Below are 11,557 nucleotides of genomic sequence, written 5' to 3' on the forward strand. Positions count from 1 at the left end.
ACTACAACGTTTAAAACTCATTGAACAGCAGTTTGCCCAGCTGCCTAAGCCCGCTAGAGTAGGCAGTACCATTAAAGTAGCTAAATAATAGTGTTATGAATAACCAGCACTCAGTTTATGCAACATAATCACGCTTGCTGTTAAGCAGCAAGCGTGGCTATTTCAGTGACTTATAGCTAAATAAGCATAAGCACGAAAATAACAATTGGTAAGGTTATAGCGCATCTAGGGATTATTACTTTTTAACGGTTCTTTTTCTGAATAAATTCGGTTGCCAGCCCCAATGTAGTGCGCCTAAACGTAAAAATACGGTAATAAACAAAGAGCCTAAAATACACCAAATATAAGACACTTCCAGCATAAATAGCGCAGCATAGGTTAGTCCACCAGACACGCAGGCGGTAGAATACAGCTCTTCGCGCATGACCAATGGAATTTCGCGGCATATAACATCGCGCATGAGTCCGCCAAAGATACCTGTGGTCATGCCCATGGTAATAGCCACTATCATGGTGGAGCCTTCAATTAATGCTTTTTCGATACCGACAATATTAAATATTGCCATGCCTAAAACATCCACCAGCAGCATGTAATAATTAGACACATGCGGGAGATGACGAATAAACACTACGGCAATAAATATAGCGCCATAAGTCACGTATAAATAATCGGCGTGGGCAATCCAAAATACCGGCTGGTTTAATAAAATATCGCGCAGCGTACCGCCACCCAAAGCGGTAACGGAGCCCACAACAACCACGCCAAAGCCACCAATGTTTTTTTCGTGGCCTAAAAGGGTGCCCGATATAGCAAAAAAAGCGACCCCAATTAAACTTAAATAATGAAAGTATTCAAACGCCATGTGTGGCTTCCTTAGGGTAGTAAGGTTGCTGTTATGAACTCAAAGTGTAAGTAGTTAAACGTTTATTGTGGCTGAATATTTAATCGCAGCAACGGCTTTAGCGTGATGTTACCTAGGTTAGGTAGAGCGCAGCAAAAGCCAACGGAAAAAGGCACTGTCAATTAACATAGGCGTTTTGTATTATCGATTGGCTTTCACTTGTTAGTTTATGTTTAGGGATCAGAGATTAAAATACCTTATTCAAGCTTACTCTACTGCAAATAACTCATTCCTGAAGTTGGGTTACTGTCTGCATCCATGCGCTGCATTACTCAGCAATAACTTATTTTCAGGGCATGATGACGGGGGAAGTGTTAAACGTAACATGGGTGGAATATTACATAATCAGCGTCTGGTAAGTGCCAAATGCGCCGCTTCATTATTTAGTCAATTCAAGAGGAAAAGACCAGAATATTGATAGAGTTAAGCTAGCAGCTAAAATACGTCTACAATGAATACCTGCGCAATGAGTGCAAAAAATTAGTAGCTACTGCTGTAAAAAATTTACGTTGATCCTGCCCCAGTATGAAACGTTCACCTAAGGGCAGGTAAACCGTGTATTGGCGTTTGCACAACTCACATTTTTACCCAACGTACTGCCCACTTTGTCCCGTATAAAATCGCAGCGGGACAATAGATACGCGCCCATTTTATTTGACAATTAACACTGGGCAATCAGCTTTATTGGCGATCGCTTCTGCAACGTTAACATTCAAAAAATGAGAAACTCCGGTCCTTCCATGACTGGCAATTACTACCATGCTTACATCCCCGCTATTAGTCTCAGCTAAAATCTCATTAATGGCATCACCATGTCGAATAACTGTTTCAATCTTTAAATCAGTATGCAACTGAGCTAATAACTCGTGCATTTTACTCGCCGCAGCGTCTTCCATATTTTTAGCTAACTCTTGGGGAGTTATCGCAAGGATCATATAATTCTCATTATCTGATGGCTGATCAACAATGTGTAAAATACGAATGCCTACTTGATATAAATTCGCCATTTCAATGGCATATTGTAAAGCATGTGATGCGGTATCAGAAAAATCCGTAGGCCATAAAATATTACCTGTTCGCATATTATTCTCCTCCACAATTTAAAATCAGCTCTTTCAATGCATTACCAACCTGATAAGAATAGACTCGGCTCCATCTCAACAAATTAAGTATAATCAGTATTAAAAGGTTATCTATTGATTACGATCAATAAATAACAATAAGGCACCAAAAGTAACAATACCCCATCAATTTATGCTTATTGATGAGTCTGAGATTGCGGTCTTTATTACTCTTAACCCTATATCTAACCCGATTTTAAATTTACCCTTACAACTGCTAATAAACGTAACGGCTGATGCCAATATAGTGGCAAACGCAGCCAGCGATGACGAATAAATGCCAAATGGCATGACTGAACTGGGTGCTTTTGGCACTGTAAAATACTGTGCCTAGGCTGTAGGAAATACCGCCGGCAAGTAGCCAGTACAGGGCGTTTATATCAATGTTTAAGTACAGCGGATAAATAATGGCTAGAGCAAACCAGCCCATCAGTAAATAGGTGGCCAGAGATATTTTTTTACTGCCATTTTTTACCAGTATTTTATACGCCACACCCGCTACGGCTACCGACCAAATAAAACTCAGCGTCGCCCACGACCAGACTCCGCTTAACGACAACAGTAAAAACGGTGTGTAGGTACCGGCAATAAGCAGGTAAATAGCGCAGTGATCACACTTTTTATAAAATGCTCTTAGTTTCGGCTGAATACTGGCGTGGTATAACGTCGAGGAAATAAACAAGATAAAAATGCTAGCGCTATAAATAGTAGTGCTGATATACGCTTTAACGCCCTCGGATTGCTGAAATAAATCCCACATCACCCACATAGCAAAGAGCACCCCCATGGCGTGACTAATTACATTGAGTTGTTCTTCTTTGTGCGAATACGGCGCGTTTGTTGTCATAACTGATCCTACCACTTGTTAATTATTTTCAGTGTACATGTGTACGCTGAAATTCTCAATCAGTAAATTTAAAAAATTTTGCTTGCTTAAAATGCTAACTGATTCAGTATTATTGTCTATAAATTATACCAGTCGCAGCAACGGAGAAACGATAAATGACACAGGCTATAAAAGCGGCATTATTGAGTGCGTTAACTTACCCTGGAGTGGGGCACTTTGTGTTAAAAAAGCACCGGATAGGCGCTATTTTTGCTGGGGTATTTTCGATTTTTTTTGTTTTAACCTTAGTGGATGTGTTTGCCGTGGCGCAGTGTATTGCCAATGACATAGTCGCAGGGCGCGTTGGTGCAAGCTATGCTGATATATCAGCGGCCGTTAAGCAGCCCTCGGCGCACTGCGCGGCACTTGTACAGTATCGGTATTTATACATTATGGGGATTATTTGGTTGTTTAGCGTCGCCGACGCCTATCGCCTTGGTCGTAAAGCGAAGCACACAACGGCCTAAGGGCTAAAATTATTTTGTACTATCACTCACGCTGCAAAAATACCGCGTGCAATTTTGACTAAAACTTAGCCTAAATATTAATGTGATTGTTAGATTAACCAACGCTGGCGCGCTTTAAAATTCTTTAATTTGAATAATACATAATACTTACAACAAGTTATAATTATATTATAGACTGGCACAGCCCTTGATTATGTCATTGTGATTCAACAATACACAAACAAGGAAAACCATGATGAATACGTTAATTAAACTCACTATGGCAGGTTTATTAGTATTAGGCACAGCGCATGTACACGCGAACGAAGTAGACCTTGATGTAACTGATATACTTACAGAAACGCTTAGCCACTACATAGCAAACACCAAGCACGAGCTTGAAAGCTCCATTAAAAACACCCTGATTGTCAATGCCGACGCAGTGCTTAAAGGCTTAATATCTCCCCCTGTGTTACTGGGCGCAGAGCCAAATGAGCGTGTGGCAACCACCTGCAAACCCACAGCGCAACAATAATTACTGCAGAATAAGGACTGTTTCAATGAGCTATGAACTAGGGTTATTTGCTTTAATGTTGACGCCGGTGGTAAGTATGCTCTGCGTGTACTTTAGCGTGCAGTTAGTTAAAAATATCGGTAGCTGGTTTAATATTTAGCTATAACTAATTAGCCTCATAGCATTAACGCTGATCGACTTTGTGAAAACGCACGTAAATAAAGGCAGAATGTTTGAAACAAGTAGACTTTATGAAACGTGCGATTTTTCCATTACCTTTATTTATTCTCCCCGACGGTTATACCCGCCTGCGCATATTTGAGCCTAGGTACTTAACCATGGTGAAAAACGCCATCAAAGATAATAGCGGCTTTGTGTTGTGCAGCTTTGAGCACGACACGCCTTATAACATTGCCGCGCAAGGCTGTTTAGTGGACATTATTGATTTTGATCAAGACGATAGCGGAATGCTACTAATTGACGTATTGGCAATGAAAAGCGTGCAAATAAAAGCGGTTGAGCTCAACAGCGATGCATTGCGTATCGCTGAAGTGTCGAGCAGAAATACACCTTATTGGTATAACGAAGCGCATCACGCTATTGGCGAGCATCAGCACTTACACGACACCTTACAAGGCGTGTTTGCTAACAACCCAGAACTACGTGCCTTATATAAACATACTCAGTTTGATAAGTTATGCTGGATTGTTGCCCGCTGGCTGGAATTATTACCTATATCTATCAATAAAAAACAGCAACTTGCGTTCGAAACAAATTTTGATAAGTTACTGACCTTCCTCCATACTGTTATTAATAACGAATTTACCTAATGAAGGTTGATCGACATTTATAGCTTTAGCGTATTAACTGCTACAACAGCATAAATGGAACAATTATTATGGTAAGTCAACAGCCGTCACAACGTTGTGAGCCTAACACAGGTAACTATACTGCCATGCCAGAAACGCCAAGCACGCAATTAATGCAAGCACTTGTTGATGTTGCTGAAACTCGCGATAAACAAGCATTCGCTTACTTGTTTTCTTATTTTTCACCAAAAATTAAACGCTTTGGTATTAAGCAATTTGGCGTTGAGGCACAGGCCATGGAGCTGGTGCAAGAAACTTTAACCTCAGTGTGGCGAAAAGCACATTTGTACAATAGTGATAAAGGCGCTGCAACCACCTGGGTTTATACGGTTATGCGTAATGCGTCTTTTGATATGCTGCGTAAAATGAAAAGTAATAAAGAAGAAAACATCAGTGAAGACATTTGGCCACTGTTAAACGAGTCAGAAGCCACACAGCACGAATTTAGCGACCACTTAGAAGATCAGCAAATTAAGCGTTACCTAGATAAACTGCCTGCTGCACAGCGCGAAGTAGTGCGGGGCGTTTATTTTCAAGATCTATCGCAAGAGCAACTTGCACAACAACTTAATATTCCAGTAGGCACGGTAAAATCACGGTTACGTTTGGCCTTGCAAAAATTACGTAACGAAATGGGAGATCAGCATGATTAAACATCACCCGAGTGACACTTTACTAACACAATATTGCTCAGCAACACTCAGTGCTTCGCTCAGTTTAGCAGTATCGATACATGTAGATATGTGCCCGGTTTGCCAAGCTAAAGTGGCAGAAGTAGAAGCGGCTAACGCGGCGCAAATTTTTAATGACAGCGTGCCACCTGCAAGCGACAGCAATGACGCTGATATTGATGATGATTTTGCGGCTGACTTATTTGCAGCCATTACGGCAGATTCGGGTGTTGATGACCCCTACGCAGTTGCCCCTGTTACCGTGAATGTTGGTCAGCAACAGTACCAGCTACCCCGTGCACTAACGCGTATCTCGCACAGTAAATTTACCCAAATAGGCAAAATTGCTCGCTCACGCATTGCACTTGATGATGGCCCTCTACGCTCAAGCTTATTACACATCGGGGCGGGTGGCGAAATTCCAGAGCATACCCATACCGGGTTTGAAATTACCTTGTTGCTAAATGGTGAGTTTAGTGATGAAGACGGCCACTATGTACCCGGAGACTTTATTTACCAAGATGCCAGCCATTTACATACCCCAGTAACAAAAGAGGGCTGTTTATGCTTTACTGTGGTTAGCAGTGCGCTACATTTTAATAAAGGACTCAGTAAGTTACTTAATCCAATAGGTAATTTGATTTATTAACAGTACAGTTTAGTAGGGATATTATGCAAACAGATACCATTAAAATAGGCATTAGTGCTTGCTTAGCAGGTGATAAAGTGCGTTTTGATAGCGGCCATAAACGTTCTAATTTTTGTATGGATGAATTTGCAAAGCATGTTGAATACACTCGCTTTTGCCCCGAAGTCGCAGTGGGTTTACCTATTCCCAGGCCGACGATTCGCCAAGTGCGCGTAGGCGATACTATTAAAGTGTGTCGCCCCGATGGCAGTGGCGATGTAGGCCCTGCACTGACCGAATACGGAAAAAAAGTAGCCCTTGAGCAAGCTAAGGAGCTGAGTGGCTTTGTATTTTGCGCGAAAAGTCCCAGTTGCGGCATGGAGCGCATTAAAATATACAACGAAGCGGGCACCGGCAATACCTCCGAAGGGGTGGGTTTTTTTGCCGAACAAATAATGAAGCACAACCCGTTATTACCGTGCGAAGAAAACGGTCGCTTAAATGACATGCACTTACGCGAGAACTTTGTCATGCGGGTGTATACCTATAAACATTGGCAAACAGTGATAAAACAACCGCTAAGCGTGCACCGCCTGACGCAATTTCATGCACAGTATAAATATTTACTAATGGCGCACAACTACCAAGCTTACCGCGACTTAGGTAATCTACTTGGCACTTATCAGGGTGATGATATTAGTGCCTTAGCCGATGAGTATATTTTAGGTTTAATGAATGGCCTGAAAAAACCAGCCTCGCGCAAAAATAACACTAACACGCTGATGCACTTGCAAGGTTATTTTAAAAAAGATTTGTCTTCGCTTGAAAAGCAAGAGCTGCGTAACGCAATAGATGAATATAACGACGGCTTAGTGCCTCTGTACGTGCCGCTTACGCTATTAAAACACCATTTGAAAGTACATCCTAATGAGTATCTTGAAAAACAGGTGTTTTTTAACCCATACCCTAATGAACTAAAACTACGCTACGGTATTTAATGAACACATTATTTTGGTTTAGGCGCGACTTGCGCCTTTTTGCAAATGAGGCGCTAATTCAAGCGCTGGAAAATGGTGCTAAACACGCCATTTTTTTTATCTGCGATAAACAATGGCAGCAGCACCACACTGCGCCAATGCAAATAGATTTAATTAAGCGCCGCGTTAACTATTTACAACACGCGCTTGCACAATACGGTATTCGCTTACACGTTATTGCCGCCCCTTACTTTTGTGATTGCGTAACTGAGCTTATGCAGTTTAGCCACGCCAATAATATTGCCCACATTATTGGCAATCGCGAATACGAACTTAATGAAGCAAACCGCGACAAAGCGGTGCAAGCTGAGTGTGATAAGCAAGGCATTACATTTACCTTGTATGAAGGCGATTTGATTGCGCCGGTAGGCAGTGTTAAAAATCAAAGTAACGAAATGTATAAAGTGTTTACCCCATTCAAGCGTGCATGGTTAAAACAACACCAAGATAGTCATTTTAGTGTGCCGCCTTGGCCGTTGAGCGATAACCCCATTAGCATCGCTGACAGTGAATTACTGCACAGTGATGGCTGCTCCGAAAAGTGGCCGGTTGATGATGACGCTATTGCTCGCATCGTGGATAATTTTATTTGCGATAAGCTGGCTCACTATGACGACGTGCGTGATATTCCCAGTGTTAAAGGCACCTCGGGTCTGAGTCCTTATCTTGCTTTGGGGATGGTGAGCACCAAGCAATTATTGATCACCATTCAATTGCGCTATCCCGATATTTTAACCACTTCTAAAAGTAAAACCTTTACTTGGATCAATGAACTAGTATGGCGCGAATTTTACCGTCATTTAATCGCCGAATACCCTAAATTGTCGCGCGGTGAAAATTTTAACGAAAAATACAATGCACTGACATGGCGCAGCAGTGACGCCGACTTTAACGCCTGGTGTGAAGGGCGTACGGGTTATCCATTGGTTGATGCTGCCATGCGGCAGTTAGTACAAACAGGTTGGATGCATAATCGTTTAAGAATGGTAGTAGCCAGCTTTTTAACGAAACATTTATTAATAGATTGGCGCCGTGGTGAGCGCTTTTTTATGCAGCATTTGATCGACGGCGATTTTGCATCTAATAATGGTGGCTGGCAATGGGCGGCGAGTACTGGGTGTGATGCGCAGCCTTATTTTAGAATTTTTAACCCGATTACCCAAAGCCAGCGTTTTGATCCAAAAGGTAAATTTATACGTAAGTATTTACCTGAACTTAACCATGTGCCCGATAAACAGATTCACTTTCCCCATAGCTACTTAGCTGATACGCAAAGTGATAATCACTGTTATTGGCCTGCAATTGTTGATCATAAAGCAGCCCGCGAGCGGGCATTAGCTGCATTTAAGGTGTGATATGGATAAGCCGTTACCGGTCGATAAGTTTATAGCCATTTATCAAAAGTTAAATAGTACAAACTTAGATTTACTCAGTGAAATATACAGTCCCGATATTGCTTTTACTGATCCGATGCACAGCATTAACGGCCTGGTAGCGCTACGACACTATTTTGCAAACTTATACAGCAATGTTAAGCATTGCCAGTTTGAGATCAGCCACTCCTATACCTGTGGTGACAGCGCCTTTATTTATTGGACTATGCATTATGCACACGCAAAACTCGCGTCAGGCAACACCATTAGCGTAGCGGGGCACAGCAAATTACTATTTGCAGATGACAAAATAGTCGAACACCGTGATTACTTTGATGTCGGTGCCTTGCTATATCAGCACATACCGCTACTTGGCACAGTGATTAAATTTATTAATAAGCGAGCGAGCTAATATGATCACACTCATAACAGGCGCCACCTCAGGTATTGGTGAGCAATTAGCACTTAAATATGCCGCAAAGGGCGATACCGTCATTGCGTGTGGACGTAACAGCGATAAGCTGGCTGAACTTGCTAAGCACAGCAATATACAAAGCTGTGAATTTGATGCCACCGATCTGGCGCAAGTAAAAGCCGCTACCGGCGAGTTTAGTCATTTTGATAGGGTAATACTTAACGCCGGAAACTGTGAATATATCGACGATGCGCGTAACTTCGACAGTGCACTATTTGCGCGGGTTATCTCGGTGAATTTGCTTGCTATGGGCTATTGCTTAGAGGCGTTATTACCCAAAATAGCCCGCGGTGGACAGTTGGTCATGGTCAGCTCTAGTGTCACTTATTTACCATTACCTCGCTCAGAAGCCTATGGTGCCTCTAAGGCTGGTGTTAGCTATTTAGCGAAAAGCTTAGCGATTGACCTAAACGATGTGGACGTAACCTTGGTGCATCCCGGTTTTGTGAAAACCCCGTTAACCAAAAAAAACGACTTTGCAATGCCTATGGCGGTGACAGCGACAGCCGCCGCCGATTATATGATAAAGGGCATCGCTAAGCGTCGTAAAGAAGTGCATTTTCCCTACCGTTTCACTCTGATTTTAAAAGCGTTAAGAATACTCCCTCTGCCGTTATGGCTTAAAATTGCAAAAGGACTGGCTCGTTGAAAAAAATAGCAATAATCGGCACCGGTGTGTCGGGATTAACCGCTGCTCACTTACTACATAAACATTATGATGTGACATTATTTGAAAAAAACAATTACATTGGTGGCCATACTGCCACCGTCGATGTGCAGGTAGCGGGGATTACTCATGCCATAGATACCGGCTTCATTGTGTTTAATGATCGCACCTACCCTTATTTTGAAAAACTGCTGGCGCGAATTGGTGTTCAAAAGCAAAAAACACAAATGAGCTTTAGTGTGCATAATGAGGCCACAGGGTTTGAATATAACGGTCATACCTTTACTAGCTTATTTGCCCAGCGGCGCAATATTTTTAGGCCAACGTTTTGGCGGCTGCTCTACGACATATTCAGATTCAACAAGTTATGTAAAACAATCCATCAGCACGGCAGCTATCAAACAGCGCAATCACTTGGTGAGTTACTTACCCTGCATAACTTTAATGACTTTTTTAAATTCCATTATATTTTACCCATGGGGGCCGCTATATGGTCTACCAGTATTAAAGAAATGGAGCATGTGGGGGTGGAATTTTTTGTTAAATTTTTTTACAACCATGGTTTATTAGATATTACTAACAGGCCGCAGTGGTATGTAATACCCGGTGGCTCGCGCGAGTATATAAACCCTCTAATTAAAGGGTTTGCTGATAAAATTAAGCTCAATAGCCATATAAAATCAGTTTTTAGAGCGCACGAAAAAGTAACCCTAGCGTTTGCTAACGGTGAGCACAGTGAGTTTGATAAGGTTATTTTTGCCTGTCACTCGGATCAGGCGCTAGCGCTACTCAGTGATGCCACAGAGCAAGAGCAAGCAATCCTTGGCGCAATACCTTATAGCGAAAACTCGGTGGTACTGCATACAGACACGCGTATGCTACCCAAAAGAGCCGCTGCGTGGGCGAGTTGGAACTATTTACTCAATGAGAATACCGACAAAGCCGCAGTGGTGACCTATCAAATGAATATTCTGCAAGGCATTGCCGCGGATACTCAATTTTGCGTGACGCTTAATAACCGTGATGGCATAGATAAAAGTAAAATTTTACGCGAATTCACTTACCATCATCCGGTTTTTAACCACGCATCGATTGCTGCTCAACAACAAAAACACACCCTAGATGGCAAAAATAATAGTTTTTTTTGTGGCGCGTATTGGTATAACGGCTTTCACGAAGATGGCGTGCGCAGTGGCGTCGATGTTGCTAAGCAGCTAGGGGTTGAGTTTGACTAGCGCTATTTACGTAGGTGATATTAAACACCGTCGCTTTGCGGTAAAAAACCACCAGTTTAAGTATCCTTTGTACATGATGTGGGTTGATTTACATAACCCACAACAATTAGATAGTGTGCATAGCCAGCTCGGCACAACGGGGTTTAAAGCACTTAAATTTAATCAGCGCGACTACCTGATAAACGCAAGCCCAGATAGCCCCAATAACCTAGCTCAGCGCGCTGAGCGCTCACTTATTCAACGAGCGCACGGCAAACTTGCTGAACTGGGGATCAGCGAGGTATTTAGCCATGTTTACCTGTTAGGGCAGTTACGTTGTTTAGGGATTTACTTTTCTCCGGTCAATTTTTATTTTTTTGGCCACAGCGATAGTCAGTTTAATTACATGATTGCCGAGGTGAGTAATACCCCGTGGAATGAGCGACACTATTATTTAGTGCCGTTACAACACAAAGTGAACTTTAACAAAGCGTTTTCCGTATCACCTTTCATGGATTTGAATATGGACTACCATTGGCACGTTAAACACACAGCGGACACAACCTTGATCCACATTGCTAATAAACGAGATGGCGAACTGTTGTTTGACGCCACGTTAAGGCTAAAACGCCGCGTGCTTAATAAGCAACACATCACGGCGTTATTAAAACGCTTTCCGGCAATGACGTGGTCAATCTTTAAGGGTATTTATTACCAAGCGTTAAAATTATTTATTAAACGAGTGCCATTTTTGG

14 protein-coding genes are annotated in these 11,557 nt (G+C 42.3%); 11 read left to right on the forward strand and 3 right to left on the reverse strand.

The genetic code is table 11. The features are described 5' to 3' along the window. Positions 1-235: 235 nt before the first annotated feature. The 3 genes from ABYB02_RS09965 to ABYB02_RS09975 form a co-directional block, all read right to left on the reverse strand. Positions 236-862 (reverse strand): trimeric intracellular cation channel family protein, encoded by a 627-nt coding sequence (locus ABYB02_RS09965; protein WP_372762313.1) that lies wholly within the window; start codon positions 860-862, stop codon positions 236-238. Between the two features lie 689 nt (positions 863-1,551). Continuing rightward, positions 1,552-1,983: a universal stress protein gene (locus ABYB02_RS09970; protein WP_372762314.1), complete on the reverse strand. Its 432-nt coding sequence runs from the start codon at positions 1,981-1,983 to the stop codon at positions 1,552-1,554. A 256-nt stretch (positions 1,984-2,239) separates the two neighbouring features. After that, positions 2,240-2,869 (reverse strand): hemolysin III family protein, encoded by a 630-nt coding sequence (locus ABYB02_RS09975; RefSeq protein WP_372762315.1) that lies wholly within the window; start codon positions 2,867-2,869, stop codon positions 2,240-2,242. A gap of 155 nt (positions 2,870-3,024) precedes the next feature. Between ABYB02_RS09975 and ABYB02_RS09980 the strand changes: the two genes are divergently transcribed. The 11 genes from ABYB02_RS09980 to ABYB02_RS10030 all read left to right on the forward strand — a co-directional run. Further along, positions 3,025-3,375, forward strand: coding sequence for a hypothetical protein (locus tag ABYB02_RS09980; RefSeq protein ID WP_372762316.1), 351 nt, complete (start codon positions 3,025-3,027; stop codon positions 3,373-3,375). Positions 3,376-3,607: 232 nt separating this feature from the next. Next, positions 3,608-3,889 (forward strand): hypothetical protein, encoded by a 282-nt coding sequence (locus ABYB02_RS09985; protein WP_372762317.1) that lies wholly within the window; start codon positions 3,608-3,610, stop codon positions 3,887-3,889. A gap of 230 nt (positions 3,890-4,119) precedes the next feature. Continuing rightward, positions 4,120-4,698 (forward strand): LON peptidase substrate-binding domain-containing protein, encoded by a 579-nt coding sequence (locus ABYB02_RS09990; RefSeq protein WP_372762318.1) that lies wholly within the window; start codon positions 4,120-4,122, stop codon positions 4,696-4,698. A gap of 68 nt (positions 4,699-4,766) precedes the next feature. Next, the gene (locus tag ABYB02_RS09995) at positions 4,767-5,390 is read left to right on the forward strand and encodes a sigma-70 family RNA polymerase sigma factor (protein ID WP_372762319.1); all 624 of its coding nucleotides are present in this window, start codon (positions 4,767-4,769) and stop codon (positions 5,388-5,390) included. Continuing rightward, the gene (locus tag ABYB02_RS10000) at positions 5,383-6,057 is read left to right on the forward strand and encodes a ChrR family anti-sigma-E factor (protein ID WP_372762320.1); all 675 of its coding nucleotides are present in this window, start codon (positions 5,383-5,385) and stop codon (positions 6,055-6,057) included. Before ABYB02_RS09995 ends, ABYB02_RS10000 begins: the two co-directional genes overlap by 8 nt. A 23-nt stretch (positions 6,058-6,080) precedes the next feature. Then, entirely contained in the window at positions 6,081-7,034 is a 954-nt protein-coding gene (locus ABYB02_RS10005) for a YbgA family protein (protein ID WP_372762321.1), read from the forward strand. Next, the gene (gene phrB / locus ABYB02_RS10010) at positions 7,034-8,428 is read left to right on the forward strand and encodes a deoxyribodipyrimidine photo-lyase (RefSeq protein WP_372762322.1); all 1,395 of its coding nucleotides are present in this window, start codon (positions 7,034-7,036) and stop codon (positions 8,426-8,428) included. The genes ABYB02_RS10005 and phrB overlap by 1 nt, the downstream gene beginning before the upstream one ends. Position 8,429: 1 nt before the next feature. Continuing rightward, on the forward strand, positions 8,430-8,858 hold the full coding sequence (locus tag ABYB02_RS10015; protein WP_372762323.1) for a nuclear transport factor 2 family protein: 429 nt from the start codon (positions 8,430-8,432) through the stop codon (positions 8,856-8,858). A gap of 1 nt (position 8,859) precedes the next feature. Next, complete coding sequence (locus tag ABYB02_RS10020; RefSeq protein ID WP_372762324.1) at positions 8,860-9,570, forward strand: SDR family NAD(P)-dependent oxidoreductase; 711 nt, start codon at positions 8,860-8,862, stop codon at positions 9,568-9,570. Further along, positions 9,567-10,823: an NAD(P)/FAD-dependent oxidoreductase gene (locus ABYB02_RS10025; protein WP_372762325.1), complete on the forward strand. Its 1,257-nt coding sequence runs from the start codon at positions 9,567-9,569 to the stop codon at positions 10,821-10,823. Before ABYB02_RS10020 ends, ABYB02_RS10025 begins: the two co-directional genes overlap by 4 nt. After that, the coding region (locus ABYB02_RS10030) for a DUF1365 domain-containing protein (protein ID WP_372762326.1) at positions 10,816-11,557 on the forward strand (742 nt) is incomplete at its 3' end. The genes ABYB02_RS10025 and ABYB02_RS10030, both read left to right, overlap by 8 nt.

The sequence above is a fragment of the Pseudoalteromonas sp. genome (assembly GCF_041613455.1).
Classification (GTDB): Bacteria; Pseudomonadota; Gammaproteobacteria; order Enterobacterales; family Alteromonadaceae; genus Pseudoalteromonas.

Excerpts from the sequence above, each read along its gene's own strand:
- ABYB02_RS09990 (WP_372762318.1), top strand. The coding sequence starts at position 4,120 with ATGAAACGTGCGATTTTTCCATTACCTTTATTTATTCTCCCCGACGGT.
- ABYB02_RS10015 (WP_372762323.1), top strand. The coding sequence starts at position 8,430 with ATGGATAAGCCGTTACCGGTCGATAAGTTTATAGCCATTTATCAAAAG.
- ABYB02_RS09980 (WP_372762316.1), top strand. The coding sequence starts at position 3,025 with ATGACACAGGCTATAAAAGCGGCATTATTGAGTGCGTTAACTTACCCT.
- ABYB02_RS10005 (WP_372762321.1), top strand. The coding sequence starts at position 6,081 with ATGCAAACAGATACCATTAAAATAGGCATTAGTGCTTGCTTAGCAGGT.
- ABYB02_RS09995 (WP_372762319.1), top strand. The coding sequence starts at position 4,767 with ATGGTAAGTCAACAGCCGTCACAACGTTGTGAGCCTAACACAGGTAAC.
- ABYB02_RS09965 (WP_372762313.1), bottom strand. The coding sequence starts at position 862 with ATGGCGTTTGAATACTTTCATTATTTAAGTTTAATTGGGGTCGCTTTT.
- ABYB02_RS09975 (WP_372762315.1), bottom strand. The coding sequence starts at position 2,869 with ATGACAACAAACGCGCCGTATTCGCACAAAGAAGAACAACTCAATGTA.
- phrB (WP_372762322.1), top strand. The coding sequence starts at position 7,034 with ATGAACACATTATTTTGGTTTAGGCGCGACTTGCGCCTTTTTGCAAAT.
- ABYB02_RS10020 (WP_372762324.1), top strand. The coding sequence starts at position 8,860 with ATGATCACACTCATAACAGGCGCCACCTCAGGTATTGGTGAGCAATTA.
- ABYB02_RS09970 (WP_372762314.1), bottom strand. The coding sequence starts at position 1,983 with ATGCGAACAGGTAATATTTTATGGCCTACGGATTTTTCTGATACCGCA.
- ABYB02_RS10000 (WP_372762320.1), top strand. The coding sequence starts at position 5,383 with ATGATTAAACATCACCCGAGTGACACTTTACTAACACAATATTGCTCA.
- ABYB02_RS09985 (WP_372762317.1), top strand. The coding sequence starts at position 3,608 with ATGATGAATACGTTAATTAAACTCACTATGGCAGGTTTATTAGTATTA.